This is a genomic window from Lelliottia sp. EB106-05-01-XG201 (genome assembly GCF_058791735.1).
This window is the reverse complement of the sequence record NZ_JBYTDV010000001.1, coordinates 968173-989054: the sequence shown is the minus strand read 5'-3', so window position 1 is coordinate 989054 and position 20882 is coordinate 968173. Positions and strand designations below refer to the sequence as shown.

Genomic DNA, 20882 nt, shown 5'->3' with positions numbered 1-20882 from the left:
TTAATGCTATTTAATCCTCGATTTAAAACAGGCTAAAACATTCACCTAACACTATTCAGCATAACCTGCTTCTCAGGACCTGCCAGGACAAACAGACAATTCCGATAGCGATCAACAACCTTGCCCTGCCGCCAAAAGTGCGCGACGATCTCAGTATTGATATGAGGAATTCCATGAACGCTTTCAGTCCTGCGCACTTTCGCGCACAGTTTCCGGCGCTGGCCGATGCCGGTGTTTATCTCGACAGCGCCGCCACAGCGCTTAAGCCGCTGGCGGTGATCGAAGCGACAAATCAGTTCTACAGCCTGAGTGCCGGGAATGTGCATCGCAGTCAGTTTGCCGAGGCACAGCGTTTGACCGCCCGCTACGAGGCCGCCCGCGATCAGGTCGCACGTCTGCTGAACGCCGAGAGCGGCAAAAATATCGTCTGGACCCGTGGTACCACTGAGGCCATCAATATGGTCGCGCAGTGTTACGCGCGCCCTCTCCTGCAGCCGGGCGACGAGATTATCGTCAGTGAAGCCGAGCATCACGCGAATCTGGTGCCCTGGCTGATGGTCGCGGAACAGACCGGCGCACAGATCGTCAAACTGCCGCTGGGCACTGATTTACTGCCCGACGTCTCACGTCTTCCTGAACTCATCACCCCACGCAGTCGGATTCTGGCGCTAGGGCAGATGTCGAACGTCACCGGCGGTTGCCCGGATCTCGCCTGCGCCATTGATATCGCCCACCGCCACGGTGTGATTGTGATGGTCGACGGCGCACAGGGCGTGGTGCATTTCCCGGCAGACGTTCGCCAGCTGGATATCGACTTTTACGCCTTCTCCGGCCATAAACTCTACGGCCCGACCGGGATCGGCGCGCTCTACGGCAAATCGGCGCTGCTGGCACAGATGACACCCTGGCTGGGCGGTGGGAAGATGATCACCGAAGTGACCTTCGACGGTTTCAAAACTCAGGAGATCCCTTATCGCCTCGAAGCCGGAACGCCAAACGTTGCGGGGGTCATTGGTCTGAGCGCCGCGCTGGAGTGGCTGGCCGATACCGATGTGGTGCAGGCGGAAAGCTGGAGCCGCGGGCTGGCAACCCTCGCAGAAGAAGAGTTAAAAAAACGTCCGGGGTTCCGATCTTTCCGCGTTCAGGATTCCAGCCTGCTGGCCTTTGATTTTGCCGGCGTTCATCACAGCGATATGGTCACCCTGCTCGCGGAATACGGCATCGCTCTGCGAGCCGGGCAGCACTGCGCCCAGCCGCTTCTTGCGGCACTTGGCGTCAGCGGTACCCTGCGCGCCTCGTTTGCTCCCTACAACACGCAAAGCGACGTCCACGCCCTGGTGGCGGCCGTCGATCGCGCCCTTGAACTTCTGGTGGATTAATGACGAGCTCATCCTTAGCCGGGCATCCTTTCGGCAGCGTGATCACCGAAGAGACGCTGCGACACACCTTCCTCCCGCTCACCCAGTGGGAAGATAAATACCGCCAGCTGATCCTGCTGGGCAAACAGCTCCCCGCCCTTTCTGACGAGCTTAAAGCGCAGGCGAAAGAGATCGCAGGCTGCGAAAACCGCGTCTGGCTCGGCGTGACGACCTCCGGGGATAAACTGCATTTCTTTGGCGACAGCGAAGGCCGCATCGTGCGCGGCTTGCTGGCGGTGCTGCTCACCGCCGTGGAAGGTAAAAGCGCGACGCAACTGTTGAATGGCGATCCGCTGGCTCTCTTTGATGAGCTGGGGCTGCGCGGTCAGCTGAGCGCCTCCCGCAGCCAGGGGCTGACCGCACTCAGCGAAGCAGTGCTGAATGCGGCCCGTCAGGTTCAGGTCTGACGGCTGGCTTTAGCCATCATTTTCTTCAGGGCGTGTGAGACCGCGACGAACCCAAAGGTCGCGGTGACCATCGTCGCCGCGCCAAAACCGGAGGCGCAGTCCATCCGTTTTGGCCCTTCGGCGGTGCTTTTCATCGCGCAAACGGAACCGTCCGACTGCGGATAGACCAGCGCTTCGGTTGAGAATACGCAGTCCACGCCGAGCTTCCCTTTGCTGTTCTTCACCACGTTAAAATCGCTTTTCAGCCTTTCACGCAGTTTGGCCGCCAGCGGATCCTGAATGGTTTTCGCCAGATCGGCGACCTGGATCTGCGTCGGATCGATCTGACCGCCCGCGCCGCCGGTGGTCACTAAGGGAACCTTGTAGCGGCGACAATAGGCAATCAGGGCCGCTTTCGGACGTACGCTGTCAATTGCATCAATCACATAGCTAAACCCTGCGCCCATGTATTGCGCCACATTATCGGGCGTCACAAAATCATCGATCACCGTCACGCGGCATTCCGGGTTAATCAGGCGAATGCGATCGGCCATCACTTCCGCTTTCGCCAGACCGACGTTATCGCGCAGGGCGTGGATCTGACGGTTGGTGTTAGTGACGCACACGTCATCCATATCAATGAGCGTGATCGCGCCAATGCCGGTACGCGCCAGCGCCTCGGCCGCCCAGGAGCCGACTCCGCCGATACCGACGACGCACACGTGTGCATCCGCAAACAGTTGCAGGGCTTTTTCACCATATAAACGCGCTGTGCCGCCAAAACGTTGACGCCATGCATCGCTGATTAACGCAGACATAAGACCTCAGGATGTAAAAAGGGTGAGGTTTTAACCTCACCCTGCCCTTCTCTATAGATGAGAAGGCGGTAAATATTACGCGCTAGATTACCACACTCAGCCGCTGAAAACGTTGCCAGCACCTGCTGCAGGTTTCAGGACCCATACGCGGCCATAATGGTTATACCAGCCCGCACGATGACCGGCATCAGAGCCAATACCCTGATAAATATCGAAGTGCTGGCCTTTAATCGCCCCACCGACATCCAGCGCCACCATCAGGCGTAATTCATACTGGCCGCTAAATTTGCCGTTGTTGTCGAGAGTCGGCACCTCTGCCAGCAGCGTAGTGCCCGGCGGAATAATAGAACGATCGGAGGCCACCGACGCACGGCCAATCAGCGGAACCGCGCTGGCCCCTTTCACTGGCGCAAAGTTTTGCGGTTTAAAGAAGACGAAGGACGGGTTCTGCTCCAGCAATTCGCGCACTTCCGCTTCGCTGTGCTTTTCGCCCCACTCGCGGATGGCCTGCATCGACATATCTTCTTTCTTTACTTCCCCGCGATCGATCAGCACTTTGCCGATACTGCGGTAGGCGTGGCCATTTTTACCGGAGTAGCTAAAGAAGTTCAGCGGTGAACCATCACCATAATCAATGTATCCGCTGCCCTGCACGTCCATGATGAAGTTATCCATCAGCGAGTTGCTGTAGGCCAGCACATAGGTTTCGTTCAGCGCACCGGCATAGATGTCCGCACGAGACGGCAGACGACCACGTTTTGGCGGCATGCGGTAGATAGGATACTGGAATTCGCCCTGGCGGGTGTGTCGCGCCTGGACAACCGGCGTGTAGTAGCCGGTAAACTGGACGTTGCCGTAGTTATCGGCCCCTTCCATCTGCCAGGCGTCAATGCCGTACTGACGCATGGTGCGCGTATCGCCGCCTGCACGCAGCCAGTCTTGCACGGCGTTATAGATGCTGTTCTGTGAACCGTACAGGCGCGGCGACGCAGTGCGGATCTGGTTGACCTGCTCAGCAAAGTCACCCGCGTTGATCGGGGCACCGACGGCATCCGGCTGATTAACTAAAGAGAAAGGCTGGGAGAACTTCCCGTCTTTATATTGCTGACCGCGATCGGTCGGTTTAGAGCTACAGGCCGCAAGAATCGCTACCATTGCGCCCGTCATCAGATACTTCGCCCAACGTCCTTTCATTATATCTCGTCTTTAAGTTGCCCTGAGTCGCTATAAAGAAGATAACAAACCCCTCAGGCTAATGAAATCTGATAGCGCATCCTGAGGCAGGTTTTGCGCAATAATCATACGGATAACGCGATGTCGTTCAAATTACGTACTAATTTAGGAATTTATGTGAAAAAGGGTTGCATCAAAAACCTATCCGAGTATAGTGCGCATCCACGGACGCGGGGTGGAGCAGCCTGGTAGCTCGTCGGGCTCATAACCCGAAGGTCGTCAGTTCAAATCTGGCCCCCGCAACCAATTAAAATTTGATGCAGTACTTTCTACGATGTTTTTGCTCAGTAGAAAGACGGACGCGGGGTGGAGCAGCCCGGTAGCTCGTCGGGCTCATAACCCGAAGGTCGTCAGTTCAAATCTGGCCCCCGCAACCAATCAAATTTTTAAGCAGTAAGATGTAAAAAGAAGAAATACGGACGCGGGGTGGAGCAGCCCGGTAGCTCGTCGGGCTCATAACCCGAAGGTCGTCAGTTCAAATCTGGCCCCCGCAACCAATTCTTCGAAAAACAATGCATCTCAAAACAATAGACACCCTCAAGGGTGTTTTTTTGTATCTGCCGTTTGTGAATTTGCCGGGCGTGAACCCGGCTGATGCCACTACCCTCTTCTGGCCAACGTCGCGCCATCCGAGAAATACGCCTTAATCCCTGCCAGAATCGACTCCGCCACTTCCTGCTGGAACTTCGCGGTCTTGAGCTTACGCTCCTCTTCCACGTTACTGATAAACGCGGTTTCGACCAGAATCGACGGAATATCCGGGGCTTTCAGCACCGCAAACCCTGCCTGCTCAACGCTATTCTTGTGCAGCTTGTTCACATTCCCGAGTTTACCCAGCACCGCTTTGCCAAATTTCAGGCTGTCGGTGATGGTCAGGGACTGCACCATATCGAACATGGTGTGATCGACATAGCGATCGCCGCTCTTGCTTACCCCACCGATAAGGTCGGAGGCGTTCTGGGAATCCGCCAGCAAACGTGCCGCCGTACTGGTCGCCCCTTTAGTCGAGAGCGCAAAGACCGACGAGCCGCTCGGCTGTCTGCTGGTAAAGGCATCCGCGTGAATAGAGACAAACAGGTCGGCGCGCTGTTTCTGCGCTTTCGCCACGCGCACTTTGAGCGGAATGAACACGTCTTCATTGCGCGTCATGTACGCCCGCATGTTGCCCTCTTGATCGATCAGCGCCTTCAGACGGCGGCCAATCTGCAGCACCACGTCTTTTTCCCGCGTACGATATTTCCCGACCGCGCCGGAGTCTTCTCCGCCGTGGCCTGGATCGAGCATGATCACAATCGGACGATCGCGCCCCGCTTTGCCCGGTTTCGGGCCGCTCTGGGCCGGCGGTACCTGTTTCTCAAGATCGCCTTTGTTGTAATCTTCCAGCAGCGCGAGGAGCGGATCCTGAATATCCGTTGCATTCGCCGGGTAGAGATCCATCACCAGACGCTCTTTAAACCCCGCCACCGGCGCGAGGGCAAACAGCTGCGGCTTCACGTTCTGCTTCAGCTCAAACACCATGCGCACGGTTTGTGGATCGAACTGACCGACGCGGGCCGATTTAATGTAAGGATCGTCGCCACGGATCTGCGCCCCCATGCCTTTCAGCACCGAGTTGAGATTCACGCCCTCGATATCCACCACCACACGCTCAGGATTGCTCAACGCAAACTGTTTGTATTTCAGTACCTGATTAGACTCTACCGTCACGCGCGTATAGGTCGAAGACGGCCAGACGCGCACCGCCACCACCTGACTCACAGCGGCGAATGCAACCTGACTGACGCTAAGCAACCACATCGCCCCAGCCCCTTGTAGCAAGCGGCGGCGGCTTATTGCTGATTTGGATCCCGACATGCTTCTCCCGAGCAAGAAAACGAATTCATAGATAAAACGGCCAAATTGACCGAAAACTTTAACGAATGACGCATAACCTGTCATCTATAAAAGGGTAAACAATCATGCAGTAACGCACGCATCACTTAATTTTTTCTCGGGTTGGCGATGATTTTAGGGTTGCGCGCGCGGCGATAATCGAATAAAAATACAGAAAATACGAATAAACATTCACTGAGGGGTTGTGCCGTGGTTAAGGAACGTAGAACCGAACTGGTCCAGGGATTCCGCCATTCTGTTCCCTACATCAATACCCATCGGGGAAAAACGTTTGTCATCATGCTGGGTGGTGAGGCCATCGAGCATGAGAACTTTTCCAGTATTGTCAATGACATCGGCCTGCTGCACAGCCTCGGCATCCGTCTGGTTGTGGTGTACGGCGCACGTCCGCAGATCGACGCCAACCTCGCGGCACATCACCATGAGCCGATTTATCACAAACACACCCGCGTGACTGACGCCAAAACCCTGGAGCTGGTTAAGCAGGCCGCCGGGCAGTTGCAGCTGGATATTACCGCGCGCCTGTCGATGAGCCTCAACAACACCCCGCTTCAGGGGGCGCACATCAATGTGGTCAGCGGCAATTTCATCATTTCCCAGCCGTTAGGCGTGGATGATGGCGTGGATTACTGCCACAGCGGGCGTATTCGTCGTATCGATGAAGAGGCGATTCATCGTCAGCTCGATAACGGCGCGATTGTCCTGATGGGCCCGGTAGCCGTGTCTGTGACCGGTGAGAGCTTCAACCTCACCTCCGAAGAGGTCGCGACGCAGTTGGCGATCAAACTGAAAGCGGAAAAGATGATCGGCTTCTGCTCCTCGCAGGGGGTGTTTAACGAACAGGGGGATATCGTTTCGGAGCTGTTCCCTAACGAAGCCCAGGCGCGCGTCGAAGCGCTGGAAGCGGAAGGCGATTACCACTCCGGCACTGTGCGTTTCCTGCGCGGGGCGGTCAAAGCCTGCCGCAGCGGCGTGCGTCGCAGTCACCTGATCAGCTATCAGGAAGATGGTGCGCTGTTGCAGGAGCTGTTCTCCCGCGATGGGATCGGCACACAGATCGTGATGGAGAGCGCGGAGCAAATTCGTCGCGCCACCATCAACGACATCGGCGGGATTCTGGAACTGATTCGCCCGCTGGAGCAGCAGGGCATTCTGGTGCGCCGCTCCCGCGAACAGCTGGAGATGGAGATCGACAAATTCACCATCATTCAGCGCGATAACCTGACGATCGCCTGTGCGGCGCTCTATCCGTTCCCGGAGGAGAAGATCGGCGAGATGGCCTGCGTGGCGGTGCATCCAGATTATCGCAGCTCATCGCGCGGAGAAGTCTTGCTGGAGCGGGTCGCCGCTCAGGCGCGACAGATCGGCCTGAACAAACTCTTCGTCCTGACGACCCGCAGCATTCACTGGTTCCAGGAGCGCGGCTTTACGCCGGTCGATATTGATTTGCTGCCGGAGAGTAAAAAAGAGATGTACAACTATCAGCGCCGTTCAAAGGTGCTGATGGCCGATTTAAGCTGATTTAAACACCGCACTCAACCCGCTGCGACGCTCGGTACGCGTGGTGACGGCCTGCGCCAGAACACGCTCGTCGGCATAGAGCGACAATCGTCTCCGCGCGCGAGTGATAGCGGTATACACCAGCTCGCGCGTCACCACCGGCGACATCTGCGCGGGCAGAATCAGCACTGCGTGGTCGAATTCCGATCCTTGCGATTTATGCACCGTCATCGCCCACGCGGTTTCGTGTTCCGGCAGGCGGCTTGGCTGGACCGATTTCACGCTGCCATCCGGCATCTGAAACCAGACGCGCAGCCCCTGTCCGCGATCGAGGGCAATACCAATATCACCGTTAAACAGCCCCAGCGCGCTGTCGTTGCGGGAGATCATCACCGGGCGCCCCTCATACCAGCGCGAGTGCGGCTGGCGGATAATTTTTCGCTTCTGCGCTAACGCCTGCTCGAGACGTTCATTCAGCCCCGTCACGCCAAACGGGCCCTCACGCAGGGCACAGAGCAGCTGATACTCGCCAAACGCAGCGATGACCGCCGCAGGCGCATCCTGCTGCTGCACGCTCGACAGGAAATGCTGGTAACCCTGTAACGCATCGTCGAGCATCGCAAGATACTCTTCGCCCGTCTGGAGCGGCTTTTTCTCGATATCCGCAAAAGCGCCGCTAAACACTGACCTGATGGCCGTGCGATCGCCGCGATTGACCGCCGCCGCGAGCTGACCGATGCCGGAGTCACTGCCAAAACGGTAGCTTTTTTGCAGCAGGCACAGGCTGTCGCGCAAAGCTCCCGCACGTTGCTCATGATTCCCTTCAATCGGACATCCGGTCAGGTGCGACAACTCCTGCGCGCGCTGGGCGGTGTACCCTGCGCTGGCATAATTACAGATATCTCCCAGCACCGCCCCGGCTTCAACCGAGGCCAGTTGATCGCGATCACCGAGGAAAATCACGCGGGCGTGCGGCGGGAGCGCGTCAATCAGGCGCGACATCATCGTCAGATCGATCATCGACGCTTCGTCGACCACCAGCACGTCGAGGTGCAGCGGATTGCCCGCGTGATAGCGCAGACGCTGGCTGCCGGGCTGTGCGCCGAGCAAGCGGTGCAAGGTGCTGGCTTCATTCGGGAACAGCTTGCGCTGCGCATCGTTAAGCGGCAGTTTTTGCAGCGTACCGCCCAGAGATTCCGTCAGTCGCGCCGCCGCTTTTCCCGTGGGAGCCGCCAGGCGGATACGGCATTTCTGCTCCCCCGCCATCTGGATCAGCGCCGCCAGCAGTTTTGCTACCGTGGTGGTTTTCCCGGTCCCCGGTCCGCCGGAGATGACCGATATGCGCCGCGTCAGCGCCACCGCCGCGGCCACTTTTTGCCAGTTCACCGTTTCCGACTCACCGAACAGGTCATTCAGAGTTTGAATCAGCTGGGCATCGTCGTAGGGCAGCGGCTGGTTGGATTCATTGAAGAAATGCGCAATCGCCAGTTCATTGCGCCACATGCGATTGAGATACAGCCGGTCATTGCAAAGAATAAGAGGCGTCGGGATATCGCCCTGACTCACCGCATGGGAGCGCAGCAATACGCTCGGCCAGTCCGCGGTTTCGCCGATCAGCGCGAAACAGGCCTGCAGCGGCACCGGCGTTTTCTCGTCCGGCATCAGGCGCGAGAGCGGCAAACAGACATGGCCCTCACCGGCATCACGGCTTAAAATCGCAGCGGCCAGCATCACCGCCGCGTCGTCACCGGCAACCATCATGGCAAACTGCGCATCCAGCGGGCGCAGCACGCGCTGCTCTACCGCCGCCAGTAACAGATCTTTCATCGTCATTGGGCCACCTCTTCCGTGCTTGCGGCAAACAGCCGGTCCATTTTATCAATCAGTACCGAATCAGGTCGCGTCGTGAAGATCCCCGACTGCGGATCTTTGGCATCAACGCCGCGTAAGAACAGATAAATGACGCCGCCGAAATGGTCATCATAGTCATAATCTGCGATGCGATGGCGCAGATAGCGATGCAGCGCCAGAGTGTAAAGCTGATACTGCAAATCGTAGCGGTGCGACTGCATCGCCGCGGCCATCGCCTCCCGGGTGTAAGCCTCGCTGTTCTCACCCAGCCAGTTGGATTTGTAATCCAGCACGTAATAACGGCCTTCGTGGCGGAATACTAAATCGATAAAGCCTTTCAGCATCCCGCTCACCTGACGGAAATTGAGCGGCGGGCTGTTCTTCGACAGCGGGTCGTGCTCGCGAATAATCGCATCAAGGGCATTCGCCGTCAGCGGCCCGGCAATCGGGAGATAGAACTCCATCTCGACCTGCTTCTCTTTTGCCGTGAGCTGACTAAGGGAGACACCGGATTCGGTGAGCGGAGCCTGTAAAATCGCGGTGATCCACTCGGTCAGCACCGGCTGCCACTGAGCCTCGTATCCGCCTTTTTGCAGCATCTCCAGCACCCACTCCGGCGACACCGGCTGGGTAAAGTCGAGCGTTTCGAACAGGCTATGCAAAAAGGTTCCGGGCGATGCGCCGCGCGGAAACTGATGGGGCGTCAGTTCGGGTTCTTCCACCACTTCGCCCACGCCCGAAGCATCCACATCGAGCTTTGGCATCAGATCCTGAGCGATATTCTGTCCGTACTGCTGCAGGCCGGAGTAGCTGGTCACACGCCAGTCATCCCTCAGGGCGCGGGTGATCTGCCGTGCGCCTAAATCAGGCACCGTAAGCTCAGGCATTTGCCAGCGGGAGAGATCGGGCTGGCCGGGGATCTGCAGCGCGATATTGTCGCCGCACAATTCGTCGAGGCACTGACGCAGCCCGGCGGCGTCTTTGGGTTCGCCCTTTTGAATCAGCCGCCCGAGGGCACTGAGATGGAAATCGCTCTCCCCTGCTTTTTCGCCGCGACGGCGGAACAGCGGCGCGACGCCCAGGCTGCAATGCCAGACGGAACGCGTCAGGGCGACATACAGCAGGCGTAAATCTTCCGCCAGACGTTCGGCTTCGGCGAGCTCAACGCTGGCATCGGCTTTGCTGAGATCCAGCACCGGTTCGAACGACACGCGATCGTGATAGAACGCCTGATCCTGCGCGCGGTAGTTGGCGATAAATGGCAGGCACACCAGCGGGTATTCCAGCCCTTTGGATTTGTGGATGGTGACGATTTTCACCAGATGCTTGTCGCTTTCGAGACGCATCTGCTGGCTTGAGGCATTACTGTTGGGATCGGCGATGTGCTGCGACAGCCAGCGCACCAGGGCATGCTCGCTCTCAAGCTGCGATCCCGCCTCCTGCAAAAGCTCGCTGATGTGCAAAATGTCGGTCAGACGGCGCTCGCCGCCTGCCGTTGCCAGCATGTTTTCCGCGACCTGCCGCTGCGTCATCAGTTCGCGCAGCATCGCCATTACGCCGCGTTTCTGCCAGCGTTCGCGATAATGGGTGAACTCTTCGACTACCGCATCCCATGCGCTTTCATCGTTATTCAGCGCGTCGATGTCGCGCGCATTCAGGCCGAGCATCGAACTTGCCAGCGCGCTGCGCAGCGTGCTCTCTCGCTCTGGCGTCAGCACGGCTTGCAGCAGCCAGAGCATCTCCTGCGCTTCGAGCGTTTCAAACACGCTGTCGCGGTTAGAGAGATAAACCGACGGGATCGAGAGCATCGTGAGCGCATCGCGAACCAGGGACGCCTCCTGGCGGCTGCGCACCAGCACGGTGATATCTGAAGCGCTGACCGCCTTGGCGGTTTCACCTTTCCACAGCAGCGCCTGGCCCTGCGCGCCGGCGCTGAGCCAGTCGCGGATCTGCGCCGCGCACTGCTGCGCCATAAAGTTCTGATAGTCGCTGACGCCACAACCTTCGCCGTCCATCAGCCAAAAGTTCATCGCAGGCTGAATTTCACCGCGAAATTCAAAGCGCAGCGCGCTGTTTTTCTCCGCCGATTTTACAGATGAAAAGGGAATTTCCTTGAACATGAATGCCGCGTCCATCCGCGCAAAAAGCGTGTTGACGCTCGCCACCATCCCCGGCGCGGAACGCCAGTTGGTGTCCAGCGTGTAGTGCGCTTCGACCTCGCCGCGAGCTTTCATGTAGGTGAAGATATCCGCGCCACGAAAGGCGTAGATTGCCTGCTTGGGATCGCCAATCAGCAGTAGCGCCGTATCCGGCTGCTGGCGCCAGATGCGGCGGAAAATGCGGTATTGCTGCGGGTCGGTGTCCTGGAATTCATCGATCATCGCCACCGGGAAACGAGTGCGGATGGCCGCCGCCAGCGCGTCGCCGTTTTCACTGCCGAGCGCTGCATCCAGGCGGCTCAGCATATCGTCAAAGCCCAGCTCGCCGCGGCGACGCTTTTCGCGAGCGACCGTTTCGCGGATCTCCGCCATCGCACGGGTAATCATGAGATCGTTGAGGGTGAGCGGCTGCGCCAGCAGGGTTTCAATCGCGACAAACAGCGGATGTTCAGGCACAACGCCATCGGCTTTGGTGCGCTCCACCAGGAAGCTTTGGGAAAACTTTTCCAGCGCGTCGGGGAGCTGATAGCCCCGCGTCTCTTCCTGCGCCCAGGCGCTGATTTTTTCGATCCATTTCCCCTGATTGCCGCGGTTGAACTTGCGTCGGTCAATGCCGGAATTTTCCAGAATGGACTCAATGTCGGCGACCGAATCACACCATTTCTGCTTCAGGGCGGCGATCAGTGAAATGATTTTCTCGTGCCTCGCCGCGAGAGTTTCGTCCGCAGGCGGCGGGGATTTTATCGCAGGCGCTTCGCCTTGCAGATAGCGCTCGATCGCGCGCAAAAGTTCTTCCGGCCCTTTCCACATGGCGTGCACCGCTTCGGCGATATCGCGCGGGAGCGGATAACAGTGGCGACGCCAGAAGTCCGCACAGGCCTGGTGGCGCAGCTCGGATTCATCTTCGATGAGCTGTTGTTCAAAGAGCATGCCCGATTCAAACGCATTCAGGCTCAGCATGCGCTGGCAAAAACCGTGAATGGTAAAGACGGCCGCTTCGTCCATTTGCCGCTCGGCCAGCAGCAGCCATTGGGCCGCCTGCTGCTTGTCGGAGATCTCTTCCAGCAGGCGAGCGTAAAGGGGGTTATCGGTGGTTTGACGCAGGCAGGCGATGCGCAGTTCGTGAATGTTCAGGCGAATACGCCCGCGTAGTTCGGCCGTCGCTGCTTCGGTGAAGGTCACCACCAGCAGCTGTTCCACGCTGAGCGGACGCCCAAACGCAGCATTACCGCCCAGCCCCAACAACAGGCGCAGGTACAGGGCGGCAATGGTGAAGGTTTTTCCGGTTCCCGCTGAGGCTTCAATCAATCGTTCGCCCTGCAACGGCAAACGTAAGGGATCAAGGGACTCAGCGGTGTCGGTCATTCTTTCTTACTCCAGGGCATCGATTTCTGTAACGCGCTGACGCTCTCCCAGACTTTCCAGCCCTGCGGATCCACATAATCCACTTTTCCGTTCTGGCTGCCGGAAACCTGAGACAGGCATGCCATGCCTTGCGGCTTCACCACCGCCTGGTGGAAGAAATCGGCAACCTTTTGCGGCGTCAGCTGTTTTATCTCGGCCACTACTTTATCACGGGAATCGAAGGTCATATTCCCCCGGTCGAAATCTTTGCTCAACTGCGACGCTTCTTCGCCTAAAGTTTGCGGAGCTTGCACCACCTGCGCGATCACCGCCTGCTGAATTTGGGCAAACTCTTCTGGCGTCATTTTGCGCAGTTTTTCTTCCGCCTGCGGGAAGAACGCCTGATAGCGCTGCCAAAGATAAGCGGGCTGTTTGTCGCTGCTTTGCAGCAAGAAGCCGAGGCCCCACTGGCGACCGACGTTCATCGAGAACGCAAACACCGCATAGCCGAGCTGTTCTTCGGTACGCAGCTGGTTGTAGAACCACGGCTGGATGATTTGCCCCAACACCGCGCTGTAGGCGGAGCTGGCAAACTCATCGTAGCCGGTCGGAACAAAGACGGCGGCCAGCGCGGAATCCGTGCTACTGCCCGCTTTTTCGAAGATCACATTCTGCTGTTTATCCACCAGCACGTCCTGGTTACGACACCACTCGTTGCCGTTCGCTCCCAGCTGCTTGCGAACATTCTGCGCGAGGGTTTTGGCCTGGTCTTCGCTCATGTTGCCGACAATCAGGAACTCTGGCCGCGAGTTCGTTTTCAGGGCGGTGCGGTAGTCCAACACCTCTTTCAGGGTGATCGACGGCAACAGCGCGCGGCGGGTTTCACGCTGGAAGTACGGGATCTGCGACAGCATCTGCACCGGCATAATCGCCTGATCGAAGGCTTTGCCTTTTTCCGCCGAATCCATCATCTGCGCGTACCAGGATTTCGCCTGTTCAAGCTGCTCTTCGGTCGGGGTGTAGCTGAAATACCCGTCCAACAGCGCTTCGAAAAGCTGCGGCAGACGCTGGGTGTAGCCGTTGGCGTTGACCATCAATCCGTTGTTGGCGTTGGTGGAGAAACTGATCCCGCCCACGGCAGCCTGGTTACTCAGCTGATCGAGGGCGATGCCTGCCAGGTAGTCATTCAGGGCAAACATGACCTGATTTTTGGCGCTGTCCATCGCCTGCGGGTTACGCAGCACGACGCTGACATCCGCCTTCGGCTCGCTGGCAAAGTAGCGGCTCGGGGTGTAGACCACACGTAAAGTCGGTTCGTTAACGATCAGTTCCGGATGCGGGTATTCCTTCGCAGGTTTGATCAGCGTGAAATCATCAGGGATGTACGGGTTCAGTTCCGGCAGTTGCAGGGCAATCTCCCCGGCTTTTTTCTGCCAGTCCGCGAAAGTTTGCGCGCTGATTTTATTCACCTGATACGGCGCATCGACGAAATACGCCGTTTTGTTATGCGGCTCTTTCGGGCTGATGTACCAGATACGGGCGTTTTGCGGGGTCATCATCGCCAGACGCGCTTTGATAGCGTCGGCGTCATACTGATCCGCAATGTTGACCGCATCCAGCGTATGTTCGACCGGGACGCGGATCATGGTGTCTGCCAGCCATTCGACATAGTCCATATCGCGGGTGATCGACGGATAGCGGAAGTCGAGATCCAGCACATGGGCCAGCTCGTCAAAGTAGCGTTTATCGACGCCTTTATCGCGCAGCAGCGAGAGATAGCTGAAAATCGCCGCAACCACTTCATCGCGGTGCGCGAGGCCTTTGTCTGTCAGGGTTGCCGAGATAGCCAGCACACCGCTATTACCATTCACGACCGGATCGGAGTCAGCGCGGATGCCCTCTACCAGGCCCTGTTTTTGCAGCCAGTCCGAGAGCGTGCCCGGGCTGCGGTTGCCGATCAGATAGGTGACCAGTTCGTCCGTTTTACTGCGGAACTGGGCGGTGTTGTTATCAATACGGAATTCGACACGCAACACTTTTCGCGGCATGGCCGGAACGTAGTGAATGATGATGCCTTTCTGCTCGTCGGTGACCACTGGCGTGGTGATTTCCGGCTTTTCGATGTTTTTGTTGGGGACGCGGCCATAGGTTTGCGCTGCGATGTGCGCCAGTTCCGGCAACGGTTTGTTGCTGTAGACCACCGCTTTCATCAGATTGGCGGAGTAGTATTTATCGCGGAATGCATGCAACGCTTCGAGCACCGGGCTGCCAGGTTTGTCGCTCAGGGTTTCGAGATTGCCCCCGGAAAAACGCGAGCCGGGGTGCGCCGGGTTGATGGTTTCGGCGCTGACCTGAGCCATACGCATACCGTCTCGGGTACGGGCCATGGTCAGCTCGGCATTGACGGCGTTACGCTCGCGATCGGCATATTTTTTATCAAGCAGCGGCGAGGCAATGGCATCGGCGAGACGGTCTACCGCCCCTTCCAGCGCATCGTTTTCGACTTCCAGATAAAACGCGGTGCGATAAGGCGCGGTGCTGGCATTGTGGCTGCCGCCGTGCATTTTGAGAAATTCGGAGAGACTGTCCGGCTGTGGGTATTTTTTAGAACCCATCAGCGTCATGTGCTCAAGATAATGAGCCAGGCCCGGATGCGCGTCAGGATCTTCCAGCGAGCCCACCGGCACCACCAGCGCAGAGAGCGACTTCACCGCCTGCGGGTCAGAAACCAGCAGCACAGTCATCCCGTTATCAAGGCGAATCGCCTGATATTGGCGAGTGTCTTTTTCGCTCTTACGGATTGTTTCCTGAACGGGTTGCCAACCGGTATCTGCCTGAGTGAGGGGAGCCCAGAGGGCGACAAACAATACAAACGCTTTAAACAAGGTGCTGCCTGGCATTCACTACCTCTTCATCACGGCTACATCATTAACAATTTGCGTGCTGGGCACGCCAGCATCTCTTTATGTTGGTACATCAGTCCGTGACAAGATGGGCATAATAAATGAACACCTTTCCCTGCGCAATTTTTATACAATCATCAGGACTGATTATATTTAAACAAAGGTAACAGATAGCGCTGCGCCTCTTGCGTGATGACCTCGAAGTACTCCGGCTCCAGGGTTCTCCATAAACGCTGATACCAGACATCATCACCCTCTCCGCGCACCATCATGTTCCCTTCGTACGCCTGTAAAAACTTGCTGCGCGCTTTTTGCAGCGTGACGTCATCCGTTAACATGGCATCATTCTGCGCGTCGTAACAAGCTTTTATCCACGCGCCCCCACTTTCTGGGAGCAACAGCAGCGGTTTGTTCATCCCCTGACGATAGCCTTCAATGTAGGGCTCCAGATAGGCTAATGCCCGATCGGCAGCCATCGGTGGGAATCGCCATTCGCCATCCTTACGCACAAACAACCGGCTTTCACCTTCGTTGCCGCAAGCACTGTAGACAAGATGTTCGAGCCAGAGTTGCAAACCCTGTGAAACACTGAGCATGGCAGGACGCCAGCGCAGGAGACCGTCCGGCTGCACCTGCTGTAACCAGCCCGTCAGCTGAGTGCCGTTGCACGTCAGATCAATTTCGAGGCTTTTACCCGGCTGACGGCACTCCACCACCCGGTCGGCCAGGGCCTGCATCTCCTGACACTGCATGTCCCAGGCAATTTCTCCGAATGCACCGTAAGGGAGTTGCCCCGCAGCCCGATAGCGGCGGAACAGCGTTTGCGCATTTTCCTCTTCCACCAGCGCGTTGAGCAGCTGCTGATTCAGCTGGTAGCGGCTTAATCCGTCGAGGGTAAAGGGTTCAGCATCCGGGATTTCACTCTCCTCGGAGCGGAAGTTCACCTGCAGTCGCTGCTGGAAAAACGCCCGTACCGGGTGCGCCCAAAAGCGCTGCAATTGTTCAAACGTCAGCGTTTCGATTGGGCGAGATTCCAGTTCCTGAATGAAATCCGTATGAGCCAGCCCCTCTTTCCTCGCAGCGGGAAGCCATTCGCGGGCGTAGCTTTGCTGTTCGTTGTCGACATAGTTGATCGGGTCAAACGGCATACGGCTGTGAAGATGGGTAATATGTTTTTTTACCCGCTGCTCGCTCTCGTCGCAGTTAAGCAGTTCGTCGCCCGGCAGATAGTGGCTCTGACCGATGTAATCCACCAGCTCCTGCACCAGCACCGACGGAAAACGCTCGCTGTTATCCTGAATGGAGTGCCCGATATAGCTGATGTAGAGCTTTTGCTGGGCCGAAATCAGCGCTTCCAGGAAGAGGTAGCGGTCATCATCGCGTCGGCTACGGTCGCCGCGCTTCGGCTGCTGGCTCATGAGATCGAAGCCCAGCGGCGCAAGGGCGCGCGGATAGACGCCGTCGTTCATCCCCAGCAGACACACCACCTTGAACGGAATCGAACGCATCGGCATCAGCGTACAGATATTGACAGGGCCCGCGAGGAAGCGCTGGCTAATACGTTCCTGGTCCAGGCGCTGGGTCAGTTCATCGCGCAGCAGAGACAGTGGAATAGCTTCGTCATAATGTGACGAAATGCCCTCATCGATAATGGCCTGCCACTGCTGTTCAATCAGCGCCATCGCCGCTTCTGTGTCCGTATCGGGCAGGAAGAAATCATTCAGCATTTCACGACACAGCGGCTGCCATTCTTCCAGCGTGCGGGACTGCATCAGCTCGCGCCGCCAGCGGTTAAGCTGCATTAACAGCGAGGCCAGATGGCCCACCAGCTCGGCAATCAGCCCGGAAGATTCGTCGTACGGCAGAACCTCATTCCACTCGCCCTGATGACTCTCCATCGCGTAGCCCAGCAGCATACGCGTCAGGCCAAACTGCCAGGTGTGCTGACCTGTAGGAGGAAGTTCAAACTCCTGAACGTTGTCGTCGTCGATTCCCCAGCGAACGCCCGATTCGTTCACCCACTGGCGCAGATAGCGCAAACCGTCTTCATCGATATCGAAGCGCGCAGCCAGCACCGGCACATCCAGCAGCGCCAGCACGTCTTCCGAAATAAAGCGGCTGTCGGGCAGAGCCAGCAGACTGATAAAGGCCTGTAACGCCGGATGGGACTGACGCGCCCGGCGGTCAGAAACGGCATAAGGAAGATAGCGATCGCCCGTTGCGCTGCCGAACACCGCCTGGATAAACGGGCTGTAGCTGTCGATATCCGCCACCATCACCACGATATCGCGCGGCGTCAGCTCAGGATCGTCCTGCAGCATTGCCAGCAGTTTGTCATGCAGCACTTCCACTTCGCGCTGCGGGCTGTGGCACACATGCACCGTGACGCTGCGATCCTCAGGATCCAGTTTTCGCTTCTTGTCGCTGCGGGCGAATTCCTCGGCGGTGATCCCGGCGATCGCGCGGTTTTCCAGATCGAGAATATCCAGCTGGACGTTGTGCAACAGGCTGTCCGGGGTGATCTCCGCGAAAGCATCGACGTCCCCTTCCCCGGACGAGGTAATGTCAGACAACATGTGAATGTAGTCGCGCCCCAGCTTGCCCCAGGAGGCCAGCAGCGGGTTCGGTAAGTTTTGAATGCCTTCTTCATCGAATAGCTGAGCGGCATTGTCGCTGTCTTTGAAGAGCGGGATCGCGCGCTCTTCAAAGATCCGCCGCCTCTGGCGGGCAACAAGTCGCGCCAGCCATTTCGGATCCTGAATATCGCCCCAGTAATGACGACAGGGGTTGGTAAATAGAATGTGGATATCGACGTGTTTCCCGAGTGCTTTTAGGGCATTCAGGTAAACCGGCGGTAAGGCTGAAATCCCACAGATAAACACCCGCGACGGCAGGCCAGCAGGCGGGTCAGAGGCCGTTTCCAGCGTCGAGATAAAACGCTCATACAGGTTGGCACGGTGCCACTGCGGTTGCCCTAGTTTTTCCGTGTGTTCCACCAGCGCTTTCCACAGCGGAGCCTGCCAGATTTGCGCCTCCGGCAGGCCGTCAACCAGCTCTCCGGCTTCCCAGCGCGTCAGCCAGTCTGGGCGATAAACCAGATACTGGTCATACAGATCGGCGGTTCGCGAGGCCAGCTGGAACAGCTTACGTTTGTCGGTATCGTCGCTGAGGTAGTGGCGCAGCATGGCGAACTCATCGCTCGCCAGCATATCCGGCAACAGCGACATCAGCTTCCAGCTCATGCTCTGCTTGTTGAATTCGCTTTTTTTGGGGATTTCCGGCAGGACGCGGACAAACATCTCCCAGATGAAACTTGCCGGAAGCGGGAACTCGATATTGGCCGCAATGCCGAACTTTTGTGCCAGGGACATCTGAAGCCACTGGGCCATACCGGTGCTTTGCACCAGCACCATTTCTGGCTCAAAAGGGTCGGCAGGATGCTCACGCTCGACGATAAACTCCATCAGCGCTTCCAGCACATCCAGACGATTTGAGTGGTAGACCCTTAACATAGACGCTCCCGACTACTGGCTAAGCGGGCAATGCAGGCGTGTCATCTGACCCTGCCGCCCCAATGGCGAAATAAGTGTGACCGTGATGCTGACACATCCGGCCTGTGTTGTCTGCCCCCGGTTTATCCGCCAGCCAGCAGGTAACGTCTCCTGCGATAGCTGGGACTCATTCCAGGCATAGTGCCAGAGCTGGCGATACTGATTAAACATCATAAAACGCGCCGCCAGCGCCCGATGATAGCCCGACAGCGCGGTGATGACGATGACCAGCAGCATCATGGCCAACAGGACTTCCACTATGCTAAATCCCTTTTGCCTCGCTAAGGTAACTGACATAACGCAGTCTCCTTCAGAGGGCAGAAATCGCTCCAGCCGTGGGGTGAAAACACCACACGGTTATCCTGAATTGTGCCGCCACGCCACAGCAGCAGTTCGCCGCTGCCAGCAGTAAGCAAGACTCTGTCTCCACTCAAGACCCGCAGACAGACGCGGCCCGGCGGCCCGTTTCGGCACTGAACGTCCGGTGCCGCCGACCAGAGCTGACTTCTACCCCACTCCAGCGCCGACTGCGCATCCGCCTGCTGTACAATCGCCACGCGCTCATTGCTGACGATTTGCGTAAAAACGTCGAGCTGTTGGTTGAGACCGGTCAGGATCAGGCTACCCATTACCAGTAGCAGCAGGACCAGCGCGAGGGATGACATCCCTTGCTGGCGCTTCACAGGTTGAACCCCCTGACACGCCACCTTGCCTGAAATGACTCTGTCAATCGCCCTGCGCGCGCAGCAGCCAGCGCTATGTTCAGCTCAGGGGCAAAGCCGGGGTGATCGGTTTTGCTGACTGTGAATTGCGTCACCCAGATGCTTTCAGGTTCAGTCAACTTTTCCCAGCCTTTTCCTTCGCAGTTCGTGGCTCCGCGCTGCGTCTCCAGCGCACCTGCTTCCAGGCGATAACCCGTTTGCTCGGCCTCCGTCGAGGGTGAGCTTTCCCAACGACCGTTGCTGTTGGCATCCCATTGCACAATCACACAGTGCCCGTCGCGACCCAGGGTCAGCGCCTGTCCCTGGCAGAGTCCGGCGCAATATCCGGCTCTCTGCAGCTGTTTGCCGATGGCGGTCGCTCTCTGCCAGATCGCTTCTTCCAGCTCCTGCTGTTGCTCCTGCATCAGGATCGCCCGCTGCAACCCCGGCAGAAAACGCGCGGTGCACAGGAGTAAAATACTGCCAATCGCCATGGCGATGAGCACCTCTGTCAGCGAGAACCCGCGTTGATTTAACATGTTCCTTTCCCCGTGCTGTTGCACATCCTGATGCGACCGGTGTTCGACACGATAACGAGCCACTCACCCGCAGAACTTTTGACACGTACTCGCCCAGGCCAGGCGGTATCCCGTAGCCCATAAAAACCCAGGGAAGGCGTCAGCTCCGCGAGGGTCACTTCCGGCCAGTGTGAGTTGAGCACCCGACGATCCCGGGACTGACAATCCATCATTTTAGTCGTCAACAGACACCAGCTTTCACCGTCCTTTTTGGCGATGATGAGATGATCCCGGTTGTAACCGTTCGCGTCGTTGCGCAGCTGCACCAGGTAATCTCTGACCTGATGGGCTGTTTGCCACAGACGCTGCTGGTGCTGCCAGCTTTGCCAGCCGGACAAGCCTGTGGCGCTGAGAATGACGACGAGCGTGATGGCAAACAGGGTTTCGATAAGCGTAAAGCCGCGTTGTTTTTTCATGCTCGTAGTGTGACGAGAGCGGGCAATAAAAACGACTGGAGAAAGTGAAGGTTACGAGGCGCTTTCCGCGAAAAATCATCCGTTGCATTGCGTTGCAAAAACGCTGGAAAGCGCCTCGTAAAAGCGAAATC

Annotated in this window: 14 protein-coding genes and 3 tRNA genes; 6 read left to right on the top strand and 11 right to left on the bottom strand. The window is 57.6% G+C overall.

The features are described from left to right. The first annotated feature begins 173 nt into the window (after positions 1-173). Positions 174-1379 carry a cysteine desulfurase CsdA gene (gene csdA / locus AC3WS9_RS04650; protein ID WP_492486978.1) on the top strand — a complete coding sequence of 402 codons (1206 nt, stop codon included), beginning with the start codon at positions 174-176 and terminating at the stop codon, positions 1377-1379. Continuing rightward, the gene (csdE, locus tag AC3WS9_RS04645; protein WP_492486976.1) at positions 1379-1825 is read left to right on the top strand and encodes a cysteine desulfurase sulfur acceptor subunit CsdE; all 447 of its coding nucleotides are present in this window, start codon (positions 1379-1381) and stop codon (positions 1823-1825) included. The genes csdA and csdE overlap by 1 nt, the downstream gene beginning before the upstream one ends. On the opposite strand, the gene tcdA is transcribed toward csdE, so the two are convergent. Together tcdA and mltA are read right to left on the bottom strand one after the other, a co-directional pair. After that, a complete protein-coding gene (gene tcdA, locus AC3WS9_RS04640; protein ID WP_492486974.1) occupies positions 1816-2622 on the bottom strand; it encodes a tRNA cyclic N6-threonylcarbamoyladenosine(37) synthase TcdA in 807 nt (268 codons plus the stop codon). The genes csdE and tcdA overlap by 10 nt on opposite strands. Before the next feature lie 96 nt (positions 2623-2718). After that, positions 2719-3816: a murein transglycosylase A gene (gene mltA / locus AC3WS9_RS04635; protein WP_285143751.1), complete on the bottom strand. Its 1098-nt coding sequence runs from the start codon at positions 3814-3816 to the stop codon at positions 2719-2721. Between the two features lie 208 nt (positions 3817-4024). Between mltA and AC3WS9_RS04630 the strand changes: the two genes are divergently transcribed. From AC3WS9_RS04630 to AC3WS9_RS04620, 3 genes are all read left to right on the top strand, one after another. Beyond that, positions 4025-4101: transfer RNA gene (locus tag AC3WS9_RS04630), tRNA-Met, on the top strand. Between the two features lie 54 nt (positions 4102-4155). Beyond that, positions 4156-4232, top strand: a tRNA-Met gene (locus AC3WS9_RS04625). A 43-nt stretch (positions 4233-4275) separates the two neighbouring features. Next, positions 4276-4352 (top strand) — tRNA-Met (locus AC3WS9_RS04620). Between the two features lie 103 nt (positions 4353-4455). Here the strand turns inward: AC3WS9_RS04620 and amiC are convergent. Continuing rightward, a complete protein-coding gene (amiC, locus tag AC3WS9_RS04615; protein WP_282494494.1) occupies positions 4456-5709 on the bottom strand; it encodes an N-acetylmuramoyl-L-alanine amidase AmiC in 1254 nt (417 codons plus the stop codon). A 228-nt stretch (positions 5710-5937) separates the two neighbouring features. Between amiC and argA the strand changes: the two genes are divergently transcribed. Next, positions 5938-7269 carry an amino-acid N-acetyltransferase gene (gene argA / locus AC3WS9_RS04610; RefSeq protein WP_282494493.1) on the top strand — a complete coding sequence of 444 codons (1332 nt, stop codon included), beginning with the start codon at positions 5938-5940 and terminating at the stop codon, positions 7267-7269. Here the strand turns inward: argA and recD are convergent. The 8 genes from recD to AC3WS9_RS04570 all read right to left on the bottom strand — a co-directional run bounded on the left by recD (position 7261) and on the right by AC3WS9_RS04570 (position 20751). Then, complete coding sequence (gene recD / locus AC3WS9_RS04605) at positions 7261-9081, bottom strand: exodeoxyribonuclease V subunit alpha (protein ID WP_492486972.1); 1821 nt, start codon at positions 9079-9081, stop codon at positions 7261-7263. The two genes, argA and recD, sit on opposite strands and share 9 nt — an antisense overlap. Beyond that, complete coding sequence (gene recB, locus AC3WS9_RS04600) at positions 9078-12623, bottom strand: exodeoxyribonuclease V subunit beta (RefSeq protein WP_492486970.1); 3546 nt, start codon at positions 12621-12623, stop codon at positions 9078-9080. The genes recD and recB overlap by 4 nt, the downstream gene beginning before the upstream one ends. After that, entirely contained in the window at positions 12620-15502 is a 2883-nt protein-coding gene (gene ptrA / locus AC3WS9_RS04595) for a pitrilysin (protein ID WP_492486968.1), read from the bottom strand. The genes recB and ptrA overlap by 4 nt, the downstream gene beginning before the upstream one ends. 140 nt (positions 15503-15642) lie before the next feature. After that, a complete protein-coding gene (recC, locus tag AC3WS9_RS04590) occupies positions 15643-19017 on the bottom strand; it encodes an exodeoxyribonuclease V subunit gamma (protein WP_492486966.1) in 3375 nt (1124 codons plus the stop codon). Positions 19018-19029: 12 nt separating this feature from the next. Then, positions 19030-19353 (bottom strand): prepilin-type N-terminal cleavage/methylation domain-containing protein, encoded by a 324-nt coding sequence (locus tag AC3WS9_RS04585; RefSeq protein WP_285150885.1) that lies wholly within the window; start codon positions 19351-19353, stop codon positions 19030-19032. Then, positions 19338-19739 carry a DUF2509 family protein gene (locus AC3WS9_RS04580; protein ID WP_492486964.1) on the bottom strand — a complete coding sequence of 134 codons (402 nt, stop codon included), beginning with the start codon at positions 19737-19739 and terminating at the stop codon, positions 19338-19340. The genes AC3WS9_RS04585 and AC3WS9_RS04580 overlap by 16 nt, the downstream gene beginning before the upstream one ends. Further along, entirely contained in the window at positions 19736-20296 is a 561-nt protein-coding gene (locus AC3WS9_RS04575; protein WP_492486962.1) for a prepilin peptidase-dependent protein, read from the bottom strand. The genes AC3WS9_RS04580 and AC3WS9_RS04575 overlap by 4 nt, the downstream gene beginning before the upstream one ends. Then, complete coding sequence (locus AC3WS9_RS04570; RefSeq protein WP_492486960.1) at positions 20290-20751, bottom strand: prepilin peptidase-dependent protein; 462 nt, start codon at positions 20749-20751, stop codon at positions 20290-20292. Before AC3WS9_RS04570 ends, AC3WS9_RS04575 begins: the two co-directional genes overlap by 7 nt. Positions 20752-20882: the final 131 nt, after the last annotated feature.